Genomic DNA, 22,601 nt, shown 5'->3' with positions numbered 1-22,601 from the left:
ACGAGGGCGTCGGGAAGGACCCGGCGGCCCCCGCTGTTGACGTCGCCATGAGCACTCCCGCGAACCCGGCCCCCGGCACCGTCACGATGTTCACGACCACCTGGTGCGGCTACTGCCGCCGCCTGAAGTCCCAGATGGAGCGCGAGGGCATCGAGTTCACCGAGGTCGACATCGAGCGCAAGCCCGACGCCGCGGACTTCGTCATGCTCGTCAACGGGGGCAACCAGACCGTGCCGACCGTCCTCTTCCCGGACGGCACGGCCGCGACCAACCCCTCGCTCGCCGAGGTGCGCAGCCGCCTCGGCTGAGCCGCCACCGGCGGCTCAGCGCATCGAGGTGACCTCGGGCGCCTCGATCGGGCCGCCGTACCAGTGCTCGACGATGCGCCGGGCGATGGACACCCGCCCCGGCACCGCGACCGACCCGTCGGCGACCGCCGCCGCGAGCTCCTCGCGGGTGAACCAGCGTGCCGCGGCGATCTCGTCCTCCTGCAGGCGCAGGTCGGTGCCCCGTGCGTGGGCGGTGAAGCCGACCATGAGCGAGGACGGGAAGGGCCACGGCTGGTCACCGAGGTAGCGCACGTCGTCGACCTCCACGCCGACCTCCTCCGCCACCTCGCGGGCGACGGCGCCGGCCAGGGTCTCCCCCGGCTCGACGAACCCGGCGAGCACCGACATCCCGCGCGTTCGGAAGCCGCGTCCGCGGGCCAGGAGCAGCCGGTCCTCGTCGTCGACGACGGCCATGATGACCGCGGCGTCGGTGCGCGGGTAGTGCTCGCTGCCGTCGGCTTGGCAGCGCCGCACCCATCCGGCCTGCACCGGCCGCGTGGGCGACCCGCAGCGCGGGCAGAAGCCGTGCACCCGGTGCCAGTTGGCGAGGGCGAGCGTCGCGGCGAACAGGGCCGCCCCGAGGTCGTCGACGTGGGCCCCGACCTCGCGCAGCGTCGCCGTGCCCGGGTCCGGCTCGACCTCGTCCGTGGCGTCCGGCCCGTCCTCGACCACCCCGACGTACTGCGCCCCCTCGTGCTCGCCGAGGTAGACGACGAGGTGCTCGGCGTCGGAGGCGACCGGGGGCCGGGTCACGACGCGGACGACGCCGTCGCCGCCGCTCTCCACCGGCACCCGGTCTCCGCACAGGTGCACCACGCGCGTCGCCGGGTCGGCGAGCAGGCGGGGCGTCAGGTCGGGGTCACCGCGCCGCTCGGCGTGCCGGTCGAGGGTGCGCCGGGTGAGGGCTACGTCGGGAAGAGTTCGCTCGGCACGGGCCACCCTCCCAGCCTAGGTGGCGGGCACGGCCTACCGTGGGGCACGTGGACCGCAGCCCCGCACAGCTCGCCGCCCTGGCCAGTGCCGCCGTCCCGGGCCTGGACCCGGTGAGCGTCGAGGCACTCCCCTCCCTGCCCGGGCAGGCCTTCGACGTCGCCTTCGTCGAGGACCAGGAGCACCGCCGCTGGGTGGTGCGCGTCCCCCGCACCGAGGTCGCGGGCGCCGAGATGGACCGTTCCGTCGCCCTGCTCGGCCTGCTCGCCCGCCGGCTGCCGTTCGCCGTGCCCGCGCCGCGCGGGTTCGTCGACCTCGGGACCGGTGGCCGGGCGGCCGTCTACCCGTACCTGCCGGGGCACCCCCTCGACCTCTCCGCGCTGCCCCACGGTCCGGGGCTGGCGGCCGAGCTCGGCCGTGCGATCGGCGCGCTGCACAACACCGACCCCGCGCTCTTCGAGGAGGCCGGGCTGCCGGCGTACGACGCCGACGCCTACCGCACCCGCCGCCTCGCCGAGCTCGACCGGGCCGCCGAGACCGGCCGGGTCCCGACGACCCTCCTCACCCGCTGGGAGGAGGCCCTCGAGGACGTCGCGCTCTGGCGGTTCGCCGCGACCCCCACCCATGGCGACCTCGGTGGCGAGGAGGTCCTCGCCGTCTTCGACGACCCGCAGGACGCGTCCTCGGGCCGGGTCAAGGCGATGACCGGCTGGGAGGACGCCCAGGTCGCCGACCCCGCCGACGACTTCGCCGCGCTCGTCGCGGAGGCCTCGCCGGAGGCGGTCGACACCGTGCTCGAGGCCTACGCCCACGTCAGGGTCGAGCGGCCCGACGTCAACCTGCTCGTCCGGGCCCGGCTCGGCGCCGAGCTGCGGATGCTCGGCCGCCTCATGGCCGCGCTCGCCCGCAAGGACGTGCCCGCGGTCGAGGTGCTCTCGACGCAGCTGCGCCGGCTCGACGACGCCGTCCACGTGGCGATGGAGCGCGGCGAGGACGACTACCGCCGCACCTCCCTCGCCCCCGTGACCCCGCGCTCGCGCCCCGCTCCCCCGCCGGCGCTCGTCGTCGACGACGACGAGGACGAGCTGCCGGAGGTCACCGCCGACGCCGACGAGGTCACGGACGACGCCGACGACGCCGACGAGGTCAGCGAGCCGCGGCGAGAGCTCGGCTGAGCTCGGCCTCGTCCGGCAGGTCGGGCCACACCGTCTCACCGGTCGCCGCGTGGAAGAAGGCGCCGCGCACCCGCTGCGGGTCGACGCCGCGCAGCCGCGACCACGCGAGGCGGTAGGCGCCGAGCTGCACCGCGCGGGCCCGGGCCCGCGCGCCGGTGGCCGGCTGCCCGGTCTTCCAGTCGACGACCGTCCACTCGGGCTCGCCGTCGGCGCCCCGCCCGGCGAACACGGCGTCGATGCGCCCGCGGACGGCGATGCCGTCGATGACCGTCTCGACGCTCGTCTCGACCTCGAGGGGGGTGCGTCCGGCCCACTCGGACGCGAGGAAGGCCTCGCGGAGCGCGTCGAGGTCCTCGCTGCCCCCGTCGTCGTCGGCGAACCCCGGCAGCATGTCGACGTCGACGATGGCCGCCCGGGCGTAGTGCTCCTCGACCCACGCGTGGAAGGCCGTGCCCCGGCGGGCCGCGAGCGCCGGCGGCTGCGGCATCGGGCGGCGCAGCCGGCTTGTGTAGGCCTCGGCGTCCTCGGCGAGGGAGACCAGGGCCGAGGTCGAGAGGTGGGCGGGCAGGACGACGTCGACGTCGGCGCCGTCGCGGCGGCGTCCGCGCTCGTCGAGGAGCATCCGGACCTCGGCGTCCCACGGGCCGGCCCCGCTGGCGGGCTCGGGGTCGGCGGCGGCCGCGACCACCTCGCGGGCCGGGCCGAGCAGCAGGTCGCGGCGGGCGACGTGGTCGGGGGTCGGCCAGAGCACGCTCACCGCCTGCGCCGTGCGGGGATTCTGCGGCTTCGGGTCGTCGGTGGGCGGCAGGTCCGCCCACGGCCCCGGCGCGACCCCCTCGAGGACCCGGACCTCCTCGAGGAAGCGCGAGGTGACCCGCGGGGACGCTGCCGTGCCCCAGACGTGGGCGGTGAGCAGGAGGTCGAGGCGGGCGCGGGTCGTGGCGACGTACGCGAGGCGGCGCTCCTCGGCGATGCCGTGGTCGGCCGAGGCCGCCGTGAAGCGGGCGAGGGCCTCGGCGGAGCTCTCCCAGTCGTGGCCGTCGGCCCAGCCGAAGCGGGGCAGGCCGTCGCGGTCGCCGCGCAGGTCGTGCGGCAGGGCGGCGAGGCCGACGAGCCACGCCTTGTCGTTGGGGTCGCCGTGGCCCCAGGTGTCGCCGGCCGGTCGGCTCTGGGTGGCCGAGTGCGCCGGGAACGAGGACTCGACGAGGCCGGGGACGGCGACGACGTCCCACTCCAGCCCCTTGGCCGCGTGGACGGTCATCACCTGGACGGCGTCCGGCCGGGCCTCGACCCAGCCGAGGTCGAGGCCGCGCTCCTCGTCGACGGCCGCCTCGAGCCACGCGAGGAAGCCGCCGAGCCCCGGTCGGTCGGCGCTCGCGGCGAAGGTGGCCGCGACGTCCGCGAAGGCGTCGAGGTGCGCGCGGGCCGCACCGGTCGAGTACCCGGGGCGGGCGAGGACCTCGATGTCGAGGCCGAGCGCGACCTCGGCCTCCGCGACGAGCTCGGGCAGGCCGAGGCCGGTGAGGCCGCGCAGCCGGCGCACGCAGGTGCCGAGGCCGGTCAGCCGGGCCAGCGCGGCGGGAGCGAGTCGCTGCCCCTCCTCCCCCACCCAGTCCGGCGGCGGCAGCGCGTCGAGCGCCTCGACGATGCTCGCCTCGTCGGCGGCGTCGGGGGCGAGGTCGGCGCCGCGCTCGGGACGGTGGCGGCCCTGGCGGACGCGGGCCCACTCGCCGAGGCCGTCGAGGTCGGCCGCGCCGAGCCGGCAGGAGGGACCGGTGAGCAGGCGCATCAGCCGGTCGCCGCGGGTGGGGTCGGCGACGACGTGCAGGAGCGCGACGAGGTCGGCGACCTCGGGGGTGTGCAGCAGCCCGCCGAGCCCGACCACCTCGTGGGGCACCCCGGCCTCCTCGAGCGCCTCGACGACCGGGTCGAACTGGGATCGCTTGCGGCACAGGATCGCTGCGGTGCGGCGTCCGGGCCGGGCCATCCGCGCGCGCAGCCACCCGACGACGTGGGCGGCCTCCTCCTCGAGCGTGCCCAGGCGGGCGACGGCGACGTGGCCGGGTCCGGCGCCGGGGCGCTCGACGAGCCGCTGGACGGGGACGCGCGTGGTCGACGCGAGCGGGTCGGCGACGACGTTGGCGGCGGCGAGGACGGCCCGGTCGTTGCGCCAGCTCGTCGAGAGGTGCAGGACGTCGGCGGGGGCCGGGTCGCGGAAGTCGGAGCGGAAGCGGTCGAGGGTCGTCGAGGAGGCGCCGCGCCATCCGTAGATCGACTGGTGGGGGTCGCCGACGGCGGTGACGGGGACCGGCTCGCCGGGGGCGACGAACAGCGCCCGCAGCAGCTGCAGCTGGGCCTCCGAGGTGTCCTGGAACTCGTCGAGGAGGACGGCCCGGAAGCGCTGCCGCTCGGCGGCGCCGACCTCGGGCACGGTGAGGGCGAGCCGGGCGGCGAGCGCGACCTGGTCGGAGAAGTCCATCGCGTCCCGGGAGCGCTTGAGCGCGTGGTAGGCCTCGACGAGCGGGACGACGGCGGCCCGGGCGCGCAGGACGTCGACGGTGTCGCGCATCGGGTTCGTGCGCTTGCGCGAGCCGTCCGGCTTGGTCAGCGTGTCGAGGGCGTCGATGACCTCCTCGAGGTGCTCGGCGACCTGCCGGGGCTCGACGAGGTGCTCGGCCATCTCGCCGGCGAGGTCGACCACGGCGGTCGTGACGGTGGACTCCGCCTTGTCGACGGCGTCCATCGGCCCGTCCCAGGCGACGACGGCCTCGTGGGCGAACTGCCACGCCGCGGCCTCGGTGAGCAGACGGCTCTCCGGCTCGACCCCGAGGCGCAGGCCGTGCTCGCGGACGATGCGCCCGGCGTACGCGTGGTACGTCGAGACGGTCGGGGTGTCGTCGAGGACCGCGGCGCCGGCCTCCGGCGCGGGGGTCCAGAGCCCGGCCTCGCGCAACGTCGTCAGGCGCGCCGCGAGCCGCTCGGACAGCTCGCCGGCGGCCTTGCGGGTGAAGGTCAGCCCGAGCACCTCGTCGGGCTGCACGAGCCCGTTGGCGACGAGCCAGACGACGCGGGCGGCCATCGTCTCGGTCTTTCCCGAGCCGGCGCCGGCGACGACGAGCAGCGGCCGCAGCGGCGCCTCGATGACCGCCGCCTGCTCGGGCGTCGGGGCATACGACTGGCCGAGCGCCTCGGCGAGCGCGACGGCGCTCCAGCGCGGAGGCGCCTGTGCCGCAGCGAGGTCGGTCGTCACAGCCGCCTCCCCTCCGGCTGGGCCGGGCAGGAGTCCTTGACCTGGCAGGTGCCGCAGACGTCGCGCGAGGGGGTCGCGAGGACGGTGGCGGCGGCCATCCCGTCGGCGGTGCGCAGGACGAGGTCACGGGCCCACGTCGGCTCGGGGTCGGCGGTCAGCGGTGCCTGCACCTGGAGCGTCGTGGAGCGGTTCGCCGCCCGCCCGAGCTGGAGCAGCGCTGCGCCGCCGGACCCGGTGCCGTGCGCGGCGAAGGCGCCCTCCTCGACGGCGAGCTGGTACGCCCCGAGCTGGCCGTTGCGGGCCAGCTCGTCCTTGGTCGGCTTGCGCGACCCGGTCTTGAGGTCGATGACGCGCACGGCACCCCCGGGCCCGATCTCGATGCGGTCGACGGTGCCGGCGACGACGGCCCGGCCGAGCGCGACCCGCATCCGCTCCTCGGACGCGGCCCGGCGCCAGCCCTCGGCGCTCGCCTCGCGGTGGTAGGTGGCCAGCCGCGCCGTCATCTCGCGGGCCCGGCCGAGGTCGCGGCGCGAGAGCCATCCGGGCGGCAGGCCCAGCCGACCCCAGCGTGCCTCGAGCTCGGCGGCGTAGGTCGCGGCGTCGACGTCACCGAGGTCGTGGGCGACCTCGTGGACGAGGGTGCCGATGTCCTGGGCGCCCATCGAGGGGCCGTCGCCGCCGCTCGTGCGCAGGAGCCACTGGAGGCCGCACTGCCCGAACCGGTCGATCGTCGACGGGGAGACCCGGACGGGAGCGTCGTCGGTACGGCGCGGGCGGTCGTCGGTGGTGCCGCGCAGGGCCCACCACTGGGCGGGGTCGGCGCCGGGCACGCCGGCGCGGGCGAGCCGGCCGAGCGTCGTGACGGCGGCGCCGCGCAGGGCGGGGTCGGGGTCGACGAGCGCGCGGCGCAGCTCGGCGACGAGGCCGGGGAGGGTGAGGGGACGCGGGACGTCGGTGAGGGGGCGGGCGTCGGGGCGGGGGTCGACGACGTCGAGGTAGGGCGAGGGCTGCTCGTCCTCGCTGCGGACGGCGGTGACGACGAGGCGGTGGCGGGCCCGGGTGGCGGCGACGTGGAACAGGCGCGTCTCGTCGTGGGCGACCTGGGTGCGCGCGGCGCGGGGCGAGGGGTCGCGGCCGGTGACGACGTCGACGAGGTCGGTGGAGCGCAGCATGGATCCGCGCAGCCGGAGGTCGGGCCAGGCCCCCTCTTGCACCCCGGCGACGACGACGAGGTCCCACTCGAGCCCGGCGGCCGCGGCGGGGGTGAGCAGCGCGACGGCCTCCCCGGTGGCGGCCCGCGCCGCGAGGGTGTCGCCGGCGACCTCCTGTCCGCGCAGGTGCTCGAGGAAGTCCGCGGGCCGGGCGCCCGGGAGCCGGTCGACGTACCGGGCGGCGGCGTCGAAGAGCCCGATGAGCGCGTCGAGGTCGCGGTCGGCGCGCTGCCCGGCCGGCCCCCCGGCCAGCGCCGTCTCGCGCCACGTGTCCGCGAGGCCGGCGGCCGACCACATCGCCCAGAGGACCTCCTCGACGCCGAGGCCGTCGCGCAAGGCCGCGACCCCGGCGGAGAGGACACGGTGCACGCGGCGGGCCGGACGGGCCTCCGGGCCGATGTGGTCGAGGGCAGCCGGGGTGAGCACCGCCTCGGCGAGGAGCACGTCGCTCGTGCGCCCACCCCCGCTGTCGAGCTCGAGCCGGCGCAGCGACCGACGCAGGCGGCGCAGGCCCACGGCGTCGGCCCCGCCGAGGGGGGAGGAGAGCACGTCGACGACGGTGTCGGGGTCGAGCTCGTCGGCGCCGGTCACGACCTCGAGAGCACAGGCGAGCAGGGTGAGCAGCGGCCGGACGGCCACCTCGTCGCGGACGGGGAGCTCGGCGGTGGCCGTGTCGACGGGGACCCCGGAGGATCGCAGGACGCGACGCAGCGAGGCCGTCCGGGAGCCGCCGCGCACGACGACGGCCATTCGGGACCACGGCACGCCGTGCAGCAGGTGGGCCTTGCGCAGCAGCCCGGCGACGAAGGCGGACTCCTGGGCGCCGGTGCGCAGCAGGTGCGCCTCGACCGCACCGTCGCCGGCCACGGGCTCGGGCGCCCGGTGGGCGGCCCCGCCGACGACGCCGACGTGCGCGACGACCCGCCCGGCGGCGCCGGCCACCGGCGCGGTGCAGCGGTGGCCGGTGCGCAGGACGTGGGTGGCGGCGTCCGGCCACGCCGTGACGAAGAGACGGGGGTCGGCGCCGCGGAAGGTCTGGGTCGCGGCGTCGGGGTCGCCGGTGAGGACCACCGGGACGCCGCTGTCGCGGGTCAGCACGGTGACGAGCCGGACCGCGGCCGGTGTCAGCTCCTGGGCGTCGTCGACGACGACGAGGCGCAGGCGGGACCGCATCCGCCGCAGCGCCTCGGCGTCCTCCTCGAGGAGGTCGGCGGCGGCGGTGAGGACGGTCGCGGGGTCCCACGCCCCGGGGGCGGACAGCGCGGTGACGTCCTCGTACTCGGCGAGGACGGCGGCGCCGGCGACCCACTCGGGGACCCCGTGCTCGCGGCCGAGGCGCTCGAGGTCGGGCGGGGTGAGGCCGAGCTCGAGGGAGCGCATCAGCAGGTCGCGGAGCTCGGCGCGGAAGCCGCGGGTGGCCAGCGCCGGGAGGACCGACCGCGGCCACGGCGGTGTGGGGGCGCTGCTGGTGGCGTGGCCGGCGAGGAGCTCGCGGAGGATGACGTCCTGCTCGGGGCCGCTGAGCAGGCGGGGCGCCGGGTCCCCGGCCAGGGCCGCCGCCTCGCGCAGGACGCCGAAGCCGAAGGACTGGTGGGTGCGCGCGAGCGGGGTCGACGTGGTGCCGCCGAGCCGGGCCGTCACGACGTCGCGCAGGCGGGCGGCCGCGAGGCGGGTCGGGGCGAGCAGCAGGCAGGAGTCGGCGGGGGCCCCGTCGCGGACGGCGCGCACCACGCGCTCGACCGCCACCGTGCTCGTCCCCGTGCCCGGCGCCCCGAGGACGCGGACCACGAGGTCGTCGGCGTCGACGGCCGCCTGCTGCTGCGGGTCGAGCGCCGGCGCGGCCACCGAGGCGGTGGCGGGGCGGCGGAGGACGAGCACGTCGCGATTCCACCACGTCCGACCGACACCGGCTCGGCCGGGCGTCCTGCGGGAAACCGTGTTGCCGGTGGCCGCCGACGGACCTAGCGTCGGGGCGTCACCGACGACGGGGAGGATCCCGGATGACCCTGCAGCTCGAGGCCCTGGTCGTCGACGCGGCGGACCCGGCGGCCCTCGCCCGGTTCTGGGCCGGCGTCCTCGGTTGGACCACCGCCGAGGACCGACCCGGTGCGGTCACCGTGGTCCCGTCCGACCCGGCCTGCGTCGCCCTCCGGTTCCGGGCCGCGGCCGCGCCGTCCGGGGCGAGCCGTCACCACCTCCACGTGACGAGCACCTCGACCGACGACATGGCCGCGACGGTCGAGCGGGTCCTCGCGCTCGGCGGCCGGCACCTCGACGTGGGGCAGCAGCCGGACGAGGAGCACGTCGTCCTCGCGGACCCCGAGGGCAACGCGCTGTGCGTCATCCCGCCGTGGAACCGCTTCCTCGCGGGCACCGGGCGGCTCGGTGAGGTCGCCGGGGACGGTGGTCGGGCGACCGGTGTGTTCTGGAGCGAGGCGCTGGGCTGGCCTCTGGTGTGGGACGAGGACGACGAGACGGCGGTCCAGTCGCCGGCCGGCGGCACGAAGGTCGCGTTCGGCGGCGGCCCGGTGGCGCCGAAGGACGGGGTGAGCCGCACCCGCATGGAGGTCGCCGCTGCGGAGGGGACCGAGCTCGCCGATGCCGTCGCCGAACTCGAACGCCTGGGCGCCCTGCGCGTGGATGCCGTTCTCGCCGAGGGCGACTCGGTCACCCTGGTCGATCCGTCCGGCACCGAGCTCGTCGCCCTTCCGCCGCGCTGACGCCCGGGCTCAGCCGGTGGTGCGGTGCTGGGGTTCGGTGGTGCGGGTGGCGCCGTCGGGGCCGCGCCAGGTCACGGTGCCGTCCGGAGCGAGGTGGGGTCGCCACCGTCCTTGTTGCTTGAAGCGGTGGTGTCGGCGGCAGAGGTCTGCCAGCCCGGTCGGGGTGGTCGCACCGGTGGGCCAGGGGCGGACGTGGTCGAGGTCGCAGTGTTCGGCGGGTCTGGTGCAGCCCCACATCCGACACGTCCCGTCCCTCGTCTTGACGAAGTCGCTGATCGCCTTCGGTGGCTTGTACGCCCCGGTGGTGAGGGAGGCCAGGGTGCCGGTGTCGGCCTCGAGGACCGCACGGGCGACCTCGAACGGCAACAGCTTCAGCAGGTTCGCGAGCGTGGCCGGGTCGACCCAGCCCAGACCCGGCAGCTGCGTCCCCGACACCGCGTACCCGGGCGACACGACCGCCTGGCTCACGCTGAGGTCGCCGTCGAGCTCGGCCGGCTCCTCCAGCCACGACAGGGCCTCCCGGCTGGCCGCGTCGAGATCGCCGTAGCGCGTCTCCAGCCCGGTCACCGCGTCGATGACCGTCTCGTCGTCGTCCCACTCCACCCGGAACCACGTCCCGCACTGCTCCTCGGGTGCGGGACGGTCCGTGACCACCGGCACGCCGAGGGTGACCTGCGCCGAGACCTTGACGTTGCGCAGCACGAGGTCGGCCAGCGCATCCGCCCGCGACTCCGGCACCGAGAGGGCCTCGTCGACCTGCCGGTAGTCCCCGGCCAGCTCCTCCACCGCCGCCCACATCGCCGAGGACGTCGCCGTCGGCAACGAGGCGAACCAGTCCGTGAGCCCGTCCTCGCCCGGGCACACCTCCACCCGGCGCCCCTTCCGCGTCCGCGCCACGTGCGCCGCGACCTGGTCGGCCGCCACCCGCGTCGCGACGCGCCGGGCCTCACCCGCGACCCGGGCAGGGTCCATCCCGGCCAGTCGCGGCGCCAAGTCGGCATCGACCCGCAGGGACGCCTGCACGTCCAGCCCGGCGCAGGCGTCGACCACCTTCTGCACGTTCACGCACGCCACGTCACCCGCGACGAGCAGGTCACGCACCCGCGGGAACCGCTCACCCAGCGCGGCCCCCAGCGCCGCCTTCCGACCCGCGACCCCCTCGGTCAGACCCGTGGCCAGACTCATCCGCGTCGCGGCCATTGCGTCGACGAACCCCACCGGGTGCACCCGCTCCCACGACCCCGACCGCACCGTCGTCTCCACCCGCGCACCCCACGCGCCAGCCACGGCGACCATCGCGTCCGCGGCGTTCGCCACCCCCTGCGCGGCCCCCGCGAGCGAGAACGCCTCCTCCGACGACAGCGAGTGACCACCCTCGACCAGCTCACGACCCAGCCGCGCGCACTCCTCACGCAGCCCCGCGATGCGGCGGGAGAGGGTCTCGGTGTCCATGCCTCAGTGTACCGAACATTTGTTCGAGAGAAAAGGGTTTGGCTGCACCTGTGGACAACCAATCGAACTGGCGCACAGTCGGATCGCACTCAGCCGAACCGTCCGAGGGATCAGAGGAGGCGCAGCGTCTCGGGGTCCTCGGCGCCGCCGAAGTACTGCTCGAGCACCTCCCGGAACGGCGTGTCCTCTCCCGGACCGGAAGCCACCGCGAAGAGGGTCATCGAGGAGCGCAGCTTGACGGCGTCGATGCCGCCGAGGACCGCCTCGGCGTCCGACCCCGGCAGCGCGAGCAGGGCCTCGACGCACTCGTGCAGCCGCGGCCCGAGCACCGGGTGGGCCAGGTAGTCCCGGGCCTCCCCCACGCCACGCACCCCGTAGTGCTGCGCCGTCGCGCTGCGGCCGAGCCCGGCCACCTGGGGCAGGACGAACCACATCCAGTGCGAGCGCTTCCGGCCGGCGCGCAGCTCGGCCAGCGCGGCGGAGTACGTCCCGCCCGAGTCCTGCGCCGCGACGAACCGTTCCAGGCCGTCCGCACCGTCGCCGGCCACCGTCAGTACCCCGGCACCGACGGGTCGACGTCGCGCGACCAGGCGAGGATGCCGCCGGGCACATCCCACGCGTCGACACCGCGGGCCCGCAGCAGGTCGACGGCCTCGGCCGAGCGACCACCGGCCTTGCAGTGCACGACGACCCGGCGCCCGTCACCCCCGGGCACGGACGCACCGGCACGCACCTCACCGACCGGCAGCAGCACCGAGCCCGGGATGGCCGCGACGTCGCGCTCCCCCGGCTCGCGGACGTCGAGCAGGACGAAGTCGGCGCGCCCTGCGTCGCGCTCGGCGAGCAGCCGGGCGAGCTCCACGACCCCGACCTCCGGCCGGCCCAGCGAGCCGTCGTCCGCCGGATCGCCTGCAGCACAGACATCTTCACGCTGCGTCGCCCAGCCCAGTGGACGCGTCGCGTCGGCCGCGGCACCACACACCGCACACCCCGGGTCGCGCCGCACCGGCACCGCGTCCCACGTCTGGCGCAGCGCGTCGTGGACGAGCAGCCGGCCGACGAGCACCTCCCCCGACCCCGTGACGAGCTTGACGGCCTCCGTCGCCATGACGGACCCCACCGACGCGCAGACCGCACCGAGCACCCCGCCGACCGCGCACGACGGCACCGCGTCCGGCGGCGGCTGCTGGGGGAAGACGCAGGCGTAGCAGGGACCCTCCCCGGCCCACCACACCGACACCTGTCCGTCGAACCGGTACACCGAGCCCCAGACGTGCGGGATTCCGAGCCGGGCGCACGCGTCGCCGACGAGGTAGCGCGTCGGGAAGTTGTCGGCGCCGTCGAGGACGAGGTCGTAGTCGGCGAGCACCTCCATCGCCGTCACGGCGTCGAGCCGCTCGCGGTGCCGCACGACGACCGTGTCGGGCGATATCGCCGCCACGGCGTCCGCGGCGGAGTCGACCTTGGCGCGACCGACGTCGTCCACACCGTGCACCACCTGCCGCTGGAGGTTGGTCGACTCGACGACGTCGTCGTCGACGACCCCGATCGTGCCGACCCCCGCCGCGGCGAGGTACAGCAGCGCGGGCGACCCCAGCCCCCCGGCACCGACGACGAGCACGCGCGCGGCGCGCAGGCGACGCTGGCCGTCGAGCCCGAGGTCGGGCAGCAGGAGGTGGCGGGCGAAGCGGGTCCGCTCGGCGGCGGTGAGCTCGGGCCCGGGCGGCACCAGCGGGGGACGCGCCATGCGGCGAACCTAACACCGGCGCGGGGCACAGCCCCCGGCCACGACCTACCCGTCCGTAGGATGACGCGCGACGCCACGACCGGAGGACCCCATGACCAGCACCACGACCCCTCGCAGCTCGCGGATGCCGCGCAGCGAGCGCCGCGCCCAGCTGCTCGAGGCCGCCCAGGCCGTGTTCGTCCAGTCCGGCTACCACGCGGCCGCGATGGACGAGATCGCCGACCGCGCCGGCGTCTCCAAGCCCGTCCTCTACCAGCACTTCCCCGGCAAGCTCGACCTCTACCTGGCCCTCCTCGACACGCACTGCGACACCCTCGAGCAGCTCGTGCGCCGGGCGCTCGGGACCGACGCCGGCGACAACGAGGCCCGCGTCCGCGCGACGGTCGCCGCCTACTTCGACTTCGTGACGCGCGAGGACGCCGCCTTCCGGATGGTCTTCGAGTCCGACCTCACGAGCGTCCCGCAGGTCCGCTCGCGGCTCGACGCCGTCGAGCTCGCCTGTGCCGAGGCGATCGCCGAGGTCATCGCCGAGGACACGGGCGCCGACGACGAGCGGGCGCTCCTCCTCGGCTCGGCCCTCGCGGGGATGGCCCAGGTGGCCGCCCGCCACTGGCTGGCCCAGGACGGGGACATCCCCGAGGCCGAGGCCGCCGCGACGATCAGCACGCTCGCCTGGCGCGGACTCGGGTCCTTCCCGAAGGTCGGGTCCTGACGACCGCTGCGCTGCGCCCTCGGCGAACACGCCCGAGCACCGGAACAGCCCCGACGCGTCGCGGGTTAGCCTGAGCGCGAGTACCCATCCGAGCGGGCCCCGGCCCGCGAGACCGACGAAAGGTGCGTGCCCCGTGGAGGTCACCATCGGTGTCCAGAACGTCGCCCGCGAGCTCAGCCTCGAGACGAACGCCGACGCGGACGAGGTCGCCGCGGCCGTCGACGCCGCCCTCGCCACCCCGGAGGGGATCCTGCGCCTCACCGACACCAAGGGCCGCACGGTCCTCGTGCCCGGTCGCTCGGTCGGGTGGATCCAGGTCGGCGAGACCGACAAGGGCAAGGTCGGCTTCGGCATCTGAGGCACACCGGCGCTGACCTGCGCCGATCCCCCGTTCCGACCCGCCCTGTCGAAGGTTTGACGAATCTTCGTCCACGGTCTAGCGTCGCGTCGTGCCCGAGATCCGGGCACGTGTGACGGGGCCCTCGGGCCCGGAACGGGAGAACCGCATGACCGAGCTCCTTCCCATGGCCGCCAGCTGCGCCCCGTCGGGCGTCGGCGGATGGATCGGCACCATCATCTTCGGCGCCGTCATCGGCGTCCTCGCCCGCCTCGTCCTCCCCGGTCGGCAGGCGATCAGCATGGTCGTCACCGTCGTCATCGGTGTCGTGGGCGCCCTCATCGGCTACTGGCTCTCCGCCCAGATCGGCGTCTGCAACACGGGCGGCATCGACTGGCTGCGCTGGGTCATCTCCGTCATCGTCGCGGCCGTCCTGGTCGTCATCTACGAGCGCGTCATGGCCTCCCGCGGCGGCGCCCCCCGCACCCGCGTCTGACCGACTCCCGCTCGACGACGGCCCCCGCCACGTGGCGGGGGCCGTCGTCGTGCCGGGACGGGCCGCTCAGGCCTCCAGGCCCATCCGGGCCATCCGCTTCTGGTGGTTCTCGGTGAGCCGGGTGAACATCCGGCCGACCTCACCCAGGTCGAGCCCTCCCCCGACGAGCAGCGCCGCCATCGCGTCGCGCTCGACGGCCACGGCCTGCGCCTGCGAGAGCGCCTCGCCGAGCAGGCGACGCCCCCACAGGGCGAGCCGGCCCGCGGCCGTGCGGTCGGTGCGGATGCTGTCGCGGACGATCTGGACGACGAACTCCGCGTGCCCGCCGTCGTCGAGCGCGCCCTGCATCACGCCGCGCGTCTCCTCGTCGACGAACGCCGACATCTCGCGGTAGAAGTCCTTGGCGATGCCCTCGCCGACGTACGCCTTGACGAGGCCCTCGAGCCACCCCCGCGGACGCGTGCGCTCGTGGAAGGCGGAGAACGGCGCGACGAAGGGGGCCATCGCGGCCTCGGGGTCGACGCCCAGGCCCGCGAGGTGCGCGCTGAGGCGCTCGTAGTGCTGGAAGTCGGTCGTCGCGAGGCGTCCCATCCGGGACTTCAGCGAGAGCGTCGGGGCGAGGTCGCAGTCGGCCGCCATCCGCATGAAGGCGGTCAGCTCGCCGTAGGCCAGCACCCCGAGGAGGTCGACGACCGCGGCGTCGTAGCCGTGCTCCTGCGCCCCGTCCGCGTCCATGCGTCGGAGCCTAACGGTAGAGTGGCGGCGACCACGGTGCCCGGTCGGCTCGCACCCGTGTAGTGACCTTGATGGGCGGACGCCCGGTGTCCCCGGACGCCGCGACCGCCCCCGATGACCTCCGATCGGCCCGCAGCCTCTGCGCTGGTGCGCCCCGCGCGCCCGCCGACCGAAGAAGAGAGTCCATGACCGACGTCACCGACGCCCAGGCCGAACCGCAGGCCGCCCCGACCGAGCCGACCCCGAGCTTCTCGGACTTCCCGATCCACCCCGACATCGTCGCGGCGCTGGCCGGGCACGGCATCACGAGCCCCTTCCCCATCCAGGCGATGACGCTGCCGGTCGCGCTCGGCGGCCACGACATCATCGGGCAGGCCAAGACCGGCACGGGCAAGACCCTCGGCTTCGGCATCCCGATCCTCAACCGCGTCGTCGCCCCGGGTGACGACGCGTTCGCCGGTCTGCCGGCCGCGGGCAAGCCGCAGGCCCTCGCCGTCGCCCCGACCCGCGAGCTCGCCGTCCAGGTGGCCGGCGACCTCGAGCGCGCCGGCGCGAAGCGCGGCATCCGCGTCCTCACCGTCTACGGCGGCCGGGCCTACGAGCCCCAGGTCGAGGCGCTCAAGCGGGGCGTCGAGGTCGTCGTCGGCACCCCGGGCCGCCTCATCGACCTCGCCCAGCAGGGCCACCTCGACCTCGGCCACGCGCGCATCGTCGTCCTCGACGAGGCCGACGAGATGCTCGACCTCGGCTTCCTCCCCGACGTCGAGAAGATCCTCGCGATGACGCCGGCCGGCCGCCAGACGATGCTCTTCTCGGCGACCATGCCGGGCGCCGTCGTCACCCTGGCCCGCCGCTACATGAACCAGCCGACGCACATCCGCGCGATGGGCGACGACCAGGAGAACGCGCACACCGTCAAGGCCGTCGAGCAGCACGTCTACCGCGCGCACGCGATGGACAAGGTCGAGATGCTCGCGCGCATGCTCCAGGCCGAGGGCCGGGGTCTGACCATCGTCTTCAGCCGCACCAAGCGCACCGCCGCCAAGGTCGCCGACGAGCTCGTCGAGCGCGGCTTCGCGGCCGCGTCCATCCACGGCGACCTCGGCCAGGGCGCGCGCGAGCAGGCGCTGCGCGCGTTCCGCAACGGCAAGGTCGACATCCTCGTCGCCACCGACGTCGCGGCCCGTGGCATCGACGTCGAGAACGTCACGCACGTCATCAACTACCAGTGCCCCGAGGACGAGAAGACCTACCTGCACCGCATCGGCCGCACCGCCCGCGCCGGCAACACCGGCACCGCGGTCACCTTCGTCGACTGGGACGACCTGCACCGCTGGGGGATGATCAACCGCGTGCTCGACCTCGGCATCCCCGAGCCGGTCGAGACCTACTCCTCCTCGCCGCACCTCTACACCGACCTCGCGATCCCCGAGGGGACCAAGGGCCGCCTACCGCGCGCGAAGCGCACCCGCGAGGGCCTGGACGCCGAGGTGCTCGAGGACCTCGGCGAGACCGGCAAGTCCGGCGGTCGTGGTGGCCGCGGCGGTCGCGACGCTGGTCGCGGCGGGCGTGACTCCGGCCGTGGCGGACGCGACGGCGGACGTGGCGAGGGTCGCTCGTCCGACCGCCCGGCCGAGGGCGGCGAGCGCCCCCGGCGCAACCGCAACCGCCGCCGCACCCAGGGCGGCAAGCCGGCCGGCGAGGGCGCCCAGGGCTGAGGTCGACGCAGGCGAGGGGCTCGTGACGGATGTCATGGGCCCCTCCGCCGTTTCCTGACTGACTGGAGGGGACCACCCGACGACCCCCCGGGGAGGACCTCCATGTCAGCACCGACGACCACCCCACCGACGCAGGACGAGCACCGCCTCAAGCGGCACGTGGGCAGCATCGGGCTGCTCTTCGCGAGCATCGGCTCGATCATCGGCTCCGGCTGGCTCTTCGGCGCGATGAACGCCGCCCAGACCGCCGGCCCGGCCGCGGTCGTGTCGTGGGCCCTCGGCGGCGTGATGATCCTCTTCATCGGGCTCTGCTACGCCGAGCTCGGCACGATGTTCCCGCTGTCCGGCGGGGTCGTGCGCTTCCCGCACATCGCGTTCGGGTCCACGGCCAGCTTCGTCACCGGGTGGATCACGTGGGTGGCCTGCCTGAGCGTCGCGCCCATCGAGGTCGAGGGCGCCCTGCAGTACGCGACCAAGTACGCGCCGTTCACCGAGAAGCACGCGGTCTCGGGCGGCGCCACCGTGCACACCCTGACCGGTCTCGGGCTCGTCGTGGCCGTCCTGCTCATGGCCCTGTTCGTCGTCATCAACTACGTCGGTGTGCGCTGGTTCGCCCGGATCAACACGATCCTCGTCTGGTGGAAGCTCGCGATCATCACGATCGTCGTCGTCGCCTTCCTCTTCACCTCCTTCCACGCGGCCAACTTCACCTCGCAGGGGTTCACGCCCGCCGGCTGGCACGGCGTGTTCACGGCGATCGCCACCTCGGGCATCGTCTTCAGCTTCCTCGGCTTCCGGCAGGGCATCGAGCTGGCCGGCGAGACCGACAACCCGCGCCGGAACGTCCCGCTCGCGGTCATCGGGTCGGTGCTGGCCACCGGCGTCATCTACGTGCTGCTCCAGGTCGCCTTCATCGGTGCGCTGCGTCCGCAGGACTTCGCGAACGGCTGGGGCTCGGTGAGCTTCACGGACGACTTCGGGCCGCTGGCGGCCATCGCCTCGTTCCTCGGGCTCGCCTGGCTGGCGGTGCTCCTCTACGTCGACGCCGTCATCTCCCCCGCCGACACCGGCCTCATCTACATCACCGTCACGGCCCGCATCTCGCACGCGATGTCCCGCAACGGCAACGCCCCGCAGGCGCTCAGCCGGACGACCGACCGCGGGGTGCCGCTCGTCAGCATGGTCCTCGCGTTCGTCGTGGGCCTCTTCCTCTTCCTGCCCTTCCCGAGCTGGCAGCAGCTGGTCGGCTTCATCACGTCGGCGACGGTGCTGTCCTTCGGGTCCGGTCCGCTGGTCCTCGCCGCGCTGCGTCGCCAGCTGCCCGACCACGAGCGCACCTTCCGGGTCCCCGGCGGCCCGGTCATCCCGTTCCTCGCGTTCTTCTCGAGCAACCTCATCGTCTACTGGACCGGCTGGGCCACGAACTCCAAGCTGTTCGTCGCGGTCCTCCTCGGCGTCGTCGTCCTCGGCATCACCTACGTCGTGCACCAGCGGCGCGCGGAGCCCTACGACTGGTCGTGGCGGGCCGGGTCCTGGTACCTGCCGTGGCTCGGCGGGCTGGCGCTGCTCTCGTGGCTCGGCGACTACGACGGCGGCATCGGGGTGCTGCACTTCGACACCGCGATCCCGGTCATCCTCGTGTTCAGCGCGGCCGTCTACTGGCTGGCCGAGCGGGTGCGCCTGCCGAGCGCGCAGGTCGAGGAGAACGTCGAGCGCACCCGCGAGGAGTCCGCGCTCGAGGACGCCGCGACCGCCTGACCCCACGACGAGAGGGGCCGCGTCCCGGGTGGGATGCGGCCCCTCTCGCGCGGGGTGGACCGGGTCAGTCCTGCGGGGTGATGGTGCTCGTGTCGATGACGGCGCGGTAGCGGACGTCACCGTCGACGACGCGGTCCCAGACGGCGTCGACGTCGGCGGCGTCGACGACCTCGATCGTCGCGGCGATGCCGTGCTCGGCGCAGAAGTCGAGCATCTCCTGGGTCTCGGCGATGCCGCCGATCTGCGAGCCGGCGACCGCGCGGTTGCCGCCGATGAGGGCGCCCGGCGGGATCTCGTAGGGGGCCGGCGGCAGACCGACGTTGACGACGACACCGGCCGGCTTGAGCAGCGCGACGTAGTCGGCGATCGGGATGTCGGCGCTCACCGTGTTGAGGATGATGTCGAAGGTGCCCTTGGCGGCCTCCATCGCCTCCTCGTCCTTCGAGGCGATGTGCGCGGTGGCGCCGAGGCCGATGGCGTCCGCGGCCTTCGCGTCGCTGCGCGAGATGGTCGTGACGGTCGCGCCCATCGCCGCGGCGATCTTGACGCCCATGTGGCCGAGGCCGCCGACGCCGACGATGGCGACCTGCTTGCCCGTGCCGGCGCCCCAGCGGCGCAGCGGCGAGTAGGTCGTGATGCCGGCGCAGAGCAGCGGGGCGGCGACGTCGAGCTCGATGCCGTCGGGGATGCGCAGCACGAAGCGCTCCGAGACGACGACCTCCTGGGCGTAGCCGCCCATCGTCCACTCGCCGTCGTAGCCCTGGGCGTTGTACGTGCCGACGGAGGGCTTGACGCAGAACTGCTCCATGCCGTCCTTGCACTGCTCGCACTCGCCGCAGGAGTCGACGAGGCAGCCGACGCCGACGCGGTCACCGACGGAGTGGCGGGTCACGTCGGAGCCGACCTCGACCACGGTGCCGGCGATCTCGTGGCCGACGGTCAGGGGGAAGTGGGCGGGACCCCACTCCTCACGGGCGGTGTGGATGTCGGAGTGGCAGATGCCGGCGAAGGCGATGGCGATGCGGATGTCGTCCGGTCGCAGGTCGCGCCGCTCGATCGTGCCCTGGCGGAAGCCGGAGGTCGCGGAGTCGGCGATGAGAGCAGGGGTGGTTGTCGTCATCCCAGCAGGCTAGGACCGCTCCCCCACCCGCGGTCAGACTCTGGACAAACATTCGACGATGAGGGATCTCACCGCCGACCGGGGAATACGGTCAGAGCTGCTCGAGCAGCCCGGCCGCGACCTCGCGGTAGGCCGTGGCGCCCTTGCTCGAGCGCGCCGTCGAGAGGATCGAGCGGCCGACGGCCGGGGCCTCGGCGAAGCGCACCGTCTTGGGGATCGGGGGGCTGAGCACCGGCAGGCCGTAGCGCTGCCCGACGTCCTCGAGGACCTCGCGCGCGTGGGTGCTGCGGCCGTCGTACAGCGTCGGGAGGATGCCGATGACGCGCAGCTTCTTGTTGAGGATCTTCTTGACGTCGGCGACGGTGTCGAGCAGCTGGCCGACGCCGCGGTGGCTGAGCATCTCGCAGGGCATCGGCACGACGAGGCCCTGCGCGGCGGTCAGCGCGTTGAGGGTGAGCACGCCGAGGCTCGGCGAGCAGTCGAGCAGGATGACGTCGTAGTCCTTGCGGACGGTGTCGAGGGCGCCCTGGAGCACGTACTCGCGCGCCGGCCGGCCGAGGAGGACGGCCTCCGCGCCGGCGAGCTCGATCGAGCTGGGGACGAGGTCGACACCGTCGGCGCAGGTCTGCACGACGTCGGCGAGCTCGGCGGCGCCGAGGAGGACGTCGTGGACGGAGGACTCGACGGTGTCCGGGTCCACGCCGAGGCTGAAGGTCAGGCAGGCCTGGGGGTCGAGGTCGACGAGCAGCACCCGCTTGCCGGCCTCGGCGAAGGCAGCGCCGAGCGAGGCGACCGAGGTCGTCTTGGCGACCCCGCCCTTCTGGTTGGCGAGGGCGATGATCGTGGCCTTGCGCTTCGGCGCCATGGGGGCGGCCCTTTCGGATCGTCGTCGGGGACGGCCCGATCCTCTCATCCGGCGCGGCGGCGCCCGGACGCGAGGACGAAGCGGCGGAACGCCTCGGCCGACGGCAGGAGCGGGCGGCCGTCGACCCACGCGAGCCCGACCTCGCGGTGCGCGCCGACGTCGGTCAGGGGCAGGAGCCGGGTGCGGGCGAAGGTGGCCGGCACGGAGAGGCCCTGTGCGGGGACGACGGAGACCCCGAGACCGGCCGCGACGAAGCCGCGGATGGTCGGCAGGTCCTCGGCCTCCATCGCGACGGCGGGGATGAAGCCGGCGGCCCGGCAGAGGTCGAGCGTCTGCTGGCGCATCCCCGAGGGCGGGGCGCGCAGGACGAACGGCTCCGTGGCCACCTCGGCGAGGGCGACCTCGGAGCGGCCGGCCAGCGGGTGGTCGGTGGAGACGGCGAGGACGAACGGCTCGTCGAGGACGTGCTGCCACACGACGCCCTGGCCGGCGACGCGGGCCGCGGTCAGCTCGAGGTCGGCGCGGCGGGTCGCGAGCTGGGTGGAGATGCGCCCGTCCTCGCCGACCGCGGTGCGCTCGATGACGACCCGGACCCGGGGGTGCTGCTCGCGGAAGGCCCCGACGAGGCCGGGGACGAGCCAGCTGCCGAGGCTCAGCGGGTAGGCGAGGGTGACGACGCCGCTCTCGGGGTCGACGATCTCGCCGACCGCGGCGAGGCCGTCGTCGAGGCTGTTGACGAGGGCGTCGACGTGGCGCTTGAACGCCGAGCCGGCGTAGGTCATCCGCAGCACCCGGCCCTGCCGGTGCAGGAGCGGCGTGCCGACCTCGTCCTCGAGCCGGGCCAGCGCACGTGAGACCCCCGACTGGCTGACGCCGAAGACGTCGCTCACCTCGGTCACCGTGTAGCCGTCGGCGACGAGCTGGAACCAGCGCAGCGACTCGGTGTCCATCCCATGACGATACGTCATGTGTCGCTTGCACCGTTTTCATTGGACGCATGGATGGGGTCGCTCGCACACTGGATGCATGACGAACACCACCGCTCTCTGGACCACCGTCAAGGACGAGCTCCGCGAGCGCCGCGAGCAGCGCGCCGCGGTCCGTCGGCTGCGCGAGGACCTCTCGCACTACCGGACCCCCCACGAGATCGAGGACCTCCTCGTCGCCGTGGACACCCAGGAGGCGCAGGGCATCGCGACCGAGGAGGCCCCGCTCATCCGCTCCATCCTCCAGGAGAACCTGCAGGCGTACTACGGCACCCAGTCGCCGGTCCGCCGCGCCGCCGGTCTCTGACCGCACCCGACGCCGCACGGGGTCGCGCCGCGTCACGCGGCGGGCCCGCCCGCGGTTCCTGAGAGCCGGCGCCTGAGGTGTGCGCTCCCGGGATCCATGCGCCGCGGAAGGAATCCCTCCCACCCCGCAAGCAGCTCCTTGCGCGGCGCGAGGGATTCCTTGCGTTCGAAAGCGAAACCTTGCCGGTCGCACGGGAAACCTTCCGCGGTGGAAGGGAAACCTTCCGCGGTGGAAGGGAAACCTTCCGGAGCGCATGGAGTCCGGGCGGGTACACCTCAGCCCGGGAGGGAGGGCTGCGTGCCCGGGACGACGCGGCGGCCGATCGTGCCCGGGTTCCAGGCGACCTCCCAGCGAACACCGTCCGGGTCGGCGAAGTAGCCGGAGTAGCCACCCCACTCCCGGTCCGCCCCCGGCCCGACCGGCGCCCCGGCCGCCGCGGCGAGCGCCAGCACCTCGTCGACGAGGGCCGGCGTCTCGACGTTGTGCGACAGCGTGACCGGCAGCAGGCCGGGTCCGCTCACCGTGACGCCGCCGACCTCGGCCTCGAAGTGCGCCCGGTCCCAGAGCGAGAGCACGAGCCGCTCCCCCGCCGGGAACATCACGACCTCGCCGTCCACCTCGAGCTCGGGCACCCACCCGAGCCCGTCGACGTAGAAGCGCCGCGAGGCCACGAGGTCGGCGACGGCCAGGGTGACGAACGAGATCCGCTGCTCCATCCCGGCAGCCTGCCACCACCACCCGACACGCCTCTGG

Annotated in this window: 20 protein-coding genes; 9 read left to right on the top strand and 11 right to left on the bottom strand. The window is 74.8% G+C overall.

Going from position 1 to position 22,601, the window contains the following annotated elements:
• Positions 1–47: 47 nt before the first annotated feature.
• The gene (locus KMZ30_RS00780; protein ID WP_215510965.1) at positions 48–308 is read left to right on the top strand and encodes a mycoredoxin; all 261 of its coding nucleotides are present in this window, start codon (positions 48–50) and stop codon (positions 306–308) included.
• 15 nt (positions 309–323) lie between these two features.
• Here the strand turns inward: KMZ30_RS00780 and nudC are convergent, their stop codons facing one another.
• Complete coding sequence (gene nudC / locus KMZ30_RS00775; RefSeq protein WP_215510964.1) at positions 324–1,268, bottom strand: NAD(+) diphosphatase; 945 nt, start codon at positions 1,266–1,268, stop codon at positions 324–326.
• A 41-nt stretch (positions 1,269–1,309) separates the two neighbouring features.
• Here nudC and KMZ30_RS00770 point away from each other — a divergent pair, with 41 nt between their 5' ends.
• Positions 1,310–2,434 carry a phosphotransferase gene (locus tag KMZ30_RS00770; RefSeq protein ID WP_215519837.1) on the top strand — a complete coding sequence of 375 codons (1,125 nt, stop codon included), beginning with the start codon at positions 1,310–1,312 and terminating at the stop codon, positions 2,432–2,434.
• On the opposite strand, the gene KMZ30_RS00765 is transcribed toward KMZ30_RS00770, so the two are convergent.
• Positions 2,406–5,684: an ATP-dependent helicase gene (locus tag KMZ30_RS00765; RefSeq protein ID WP_215510962.1), complete on the bottom strand. Its 3,279-nt coding sequence runs from the start codon at positions 5,682–5,684 to the stop codon at positions 2,406–2,408. The two genes, KMZ30_RS00770 and KMZ30_RS00765, sit on opposite strands and share 29 nt — an antisense overlap.
• The gene (locus KMZ30_RS22190) at positions 5,681–8,773 is read right to left on the bottom strand and encodes an ATP-dependent helicase (RefSeq protein WP_215510961.1); all 3,093 of its coding nucleotides are present in this window, start codon (positions 8,771–8,773) and stop codon (positions 5,681–5,683) included. The genes KMZ30_RS00765 and KMZ30_RS22190 overlap by 4 nt, the downstream gene beginning before the upstream one ends.
• A gap of 122 nt (positions 8,774–8,895) precedes the next feature.
• Between KMZ30_RS22190 and KMZ30_RS00755 the strand changes: the two genes are divergently transcribed.
• Positions 8,896–9,615, top strand: a complete 720-nt coding sequence (locus KMZ30_RS00755; protein ID WP_215510960.1) for a VOC family protein — start codon at positions 8,896–8,898, stop codon at positions 9,613–9,615.
• Positions 9,616–9,624: 9 nt separating this feature from the next.
• On the opposite strand, the gene KMZ30_RS00750 is transcribed toward KMZ30_RS00755, so the two are convergent.
• The 3 genes from KMZ30_RS00750 to moeB form a co-directional block, all read right to left on the bottom strand.
• Positions 9,625–11,067 carry an HNH endonuclease gene (locus KMZ30_RS00750; RefSeq protein WP_215510959.1) on the bottom strand — a complete coding sequence of 481 codons (1,443 nt, stop codon included), beginning with the start codon at positions 11,065–11,067 and terminating at the stop codon, positions 9,625–9,627.
• A 110-nt stretch (positions 11,068–11,177) separates the two neighbouring features.
• Entirely contained in the window at positions 11,178–11,615 is a 438-nt protein-coding gene (locus KMZ30_RS00745) for a DUF1810 domain-containing protein (protein ID WP_215510958.1), read from the bottom strand.
• Between the two features lie 2 nt (positions 11,616–11,617).
• Positions 11,618–12,814 carry a molybdopterin-synthase adenylyltransferase MoeB gene (gene moeB, locus KMZ30_RS00740; protein WP_215510957.1) on the bottom strand — a complete coding sequence of 399 codons (1,197 nt, stop codon included), beginning with the start codon at positions 12,812–12,814 and terminating at the stop codon, positions 11,618–11,620.
• 91 nt (positions 12,815–12,905) lie between these two features.
• Here moeB and KMZ30_RS00735 point away from each other — a divergent pair, with 91 nt between their 5' ends.
• The 3 genes from KMZ30_RS00735 (at position 12,906) to KMZ30_RS00725 (ending at position 14,359) form a co-directional block, all read left to right on the top strand.
• Entirely contained in the window at positions 12,906–13,526 is a 621-nt protein-coding gene (locus KMZ30_RS00735; RefSeq protein WP_207025348.1) for a TetR/AcrR family transcriptional regulator, read from the top strand.
• A 133-nt stretch (positions 13,527–13,659) separates the two neighbouring features.
• Positions 13,660–13,884 (top strand): DUF3107 domain-containing protein, encoded by a 225-nt coding sequence (locus tag KMZ30_RS00730; RefSeq protein WP_030529618.1) that lies wholly within the window; start codon positions 13,660–13,662, stop codon positions 13,882–13,884.
• A 148-nt stretch (positions 13,885–14,032) separates the two neighbouring features.
• Entirely contained in the window at positions 14,033–14,359 is a 327-nt protein-coding gene (locus KMZ30_RS00725; protein ID WP_226901525.1) for a GlsB/YeaQ/YmgE family stress response membrane protein, read from the top strand.
• 66 nt (positions 14,360–14,425) lie between these two features.
• On the opposite strand, the gene KMZ30_RS00720 is transcribed toward KMZ30_RS00725, so the two are convergent.
• Positions 14,426–15,094 (bottom strand): ferritin-like fold-containing protein, encoded by a 669-nt coding sequence (locus KMZ30_RS00720; protein WP_215510956.1) that lies wholly within the window; start codon positions 15,092–15,094, stop codon positions 14,426–14,428.
• A gap of 185 nt (positions 15,095–15,279) precedes the next feature.
• Here KMZ30_RS00720 and KMZ30_RS00715 point away from each other — a divergent pair, with 185 nt between their 5' ends.
• A complete protein-coding gene (locus KMZ30_RS00715) occupies positions 15,280–16,812 on the top strand; it encodes a DEAD/DEAH box helicase (RefSeq protein ID WP_215510955.1) in 1,533 nt (510 codons plus the stop codon).
• A 102-nt stretch (positions 16,813–16,914) separates the two neighbouring features.
• Positions 16,915–18,570 (top strand): APC family permease, encoded by a 1,656-nt coding sequence (locus tag KMZ30_RS00710; protein ID WP_215510954.1) that lies wholly within the window; start codon positions 16,915–16,917, stop codon positions 18,568–18,570.
• A 64-nt stretch (positions 18,571–18,634) separates the two neighbouring features.
• Here KMZ30_RS00710 and KMZ30_RS00705 read toward each other — a convergent pair whose 3' ends face one another.
• From KMZ30_RS00705 to KMZ30_RS00695, 3 genes are all read right to left on the bottom strand, one after another.
• Positions 18,635–19,690 carry an NAD(P)-dependent alcohol dehydrogenase gene (locus tag KMZ30_RS00705; protein WP_215510953.1) on the bottom strand — a complete coding sequence of 352 codons (1,056 nt, stop codon included), beginning with the start codon at positions 19,688–19,690 and terminating at the stop codon, positions 18,635–18,637.
• 91 nt (positions 19,691–19,781) lie between these two features.
• Positions 19,782–20,555, bottom strand: coding sequence for a ParA family protein (locus tag KMZ30_RS00700; RefSeq protein ID WP_215510952.1), 774 nt, complete (start codon positions 20,553–20,555; stop codon positions 19,782–19,784).
• Between the two features lie 44 nt (positions 20,556–20,599).
• Positions 20,600–21,505, bottom strand: a complete 906-nt coding sequence (locus tag KMZ30_RS00695) for a LysR family transcriptional regulator (protein ID WP_215510951.1) — start codon at positions 21,503–21,505, stop codon at positions 20,600–20,602.
• 76 nt (positions 21,506–21,581) lie between these two features.
• Here KMZ30_RS00695 and KMZ30_RS00690 point away from each other — a divergent pair, with 76 nt between their 5' ends.
• Positions 21,582–21,848: a hypothetical protein gene (locus tag KMZ30_RS00690; RefSeq protein ID WP_207025343.1), complete on the top strand. Its 267-nt coding sequence runs from the start codon at positions 21,582–21,584 to the stop codon at positions 21,846–21,848.
• Positions 21,849–22,123: 275 nt separating this feature from the next.
• Here the strand turns inward: KMZ30_RS00690 and KMZ30_RS00685 are convergent, their stop codons facing one another.
• Positions 22,124–22,564: a VOC family protein gene (locus KMZ30_RS00685; RefSeq protein ID WP_215510950.1), complete on the bottom strand. Its 441-nt coding sequence runs from the start codon at positions 22,562–22,564 to the stop codon at positions 22,124–22,126.
• Positions 22,565–22,601: the final 37 nt, after the last annotated feature.

It is taken from the genome of Phycicoccus mangrovi, assembly GCF_018729305.1.
GTDB lineage: Bacteria > Actinomycetota > Actinomycetes > Actinomycetales > Dermatophilaceae > Phycicoccus > Phycicoccus jejuensis.
The sequence above is the reverse complement of the archived record's forward strand: the minus strand, read 5'-3'. Positions and strand labels throughout refer to the sequence as shown.

Coding starts and splice junctions, on each gene's coding strand:
- KMZ30_RS00780 (WP_215510965.1), top strand. CDS start 48: ATGAGCACTCCCGCGAACCCGGCCCCCGGCACCGTCACGATGTTCACG.
- KMZ30_RS00755 (WP_215510960.1), top strand. CDS start 8,896: ATGACCCTGCAGCTCGAGGCCCTGGTCGTCGACGCGGCGGACCCGGCG.
- KMZ30_RS00750 (WP_215510959.1), bottom strand. CDS start 11,067: ATGGACACCGAGACCCTCTCCCGCCGCATCGCGGGGCTGCGTGAGGAG.
- moeB (WP_215510957.1), bottom strand. CDS start 12,814: ATGGCGCGTCCCCCGCTGGTGCCGCCCGGGCCCGAGCTCACCGCCGCC.
- KMZ30_RS00735 (WP_207025348.1), top strand. CDS start 12,906: ATGACCAGCACCACGACCCCTCGCAGCTCGCGGATGCCGCGCAGCGAG.
- KMZ30_RS00725 (WP_226901525.1), top strand. CDS start 14,033: ATGACCGAGCTCCTTCCCATGGCCGCCAGCTGCGCCCCGTCGGGCGTC.
- KMZ30_RS00720 (WP_215510956.1), bottom strand. CDS start 15,094: ATGGACGCGGACGGGGCGCAGGAGCACGGCTACGACGCCGCGGTCGTC.
- KMZ30_RS00715 (WP_215510955.1), top strand. CDS start 15,280: ATGACCGACGTCACCGACGCCCAGGCCGAACCGCAGGCCGCCCCGACC.
- KMZ30_RS00710 (WP_215510954.1), top strand. CDS start 16,915: ATGTCAGCACCGACGACCACCCCACCGACGCAGGACGAGCACCGCCTC.
- KMZ30_RS00705 (WP_215510953.1), bottom strand. CDS start 19,690: ATGACGACAACCACCCCTGCTCTCATCGCCGACTCCGCGACCTCCGGC.
- KMZ30_RS00700 (WP_215510952.1), bottom strand. CDS start 20,555: ATGGCGCCGAAGCGCAAGGCCACGATCATCGCCCTCGCCAACCAGAAG.
- KMZ30_RS00695 (WP_215510951.1), bottom strand. CDS start 21,505: ATGGACACCGAGTCGCTGCGCTGGTTCCAGCTCGTCGCCGACGGCTAC.
- KMZ30_RS00690 (WP_207025343.1), top strand. CDS start 21,582: ATGACGAACACCACCGCTCTCTGGACCACCGTCAAGGACGAGCTCCGC.
- KMZ30_RS00685 (WP_215510950.1), bottom strand. CDS start 22,564: ATGGAGCAGCGGATCTCGTTCGTCACCCTGGCCGTCGCCGACCTCGTG.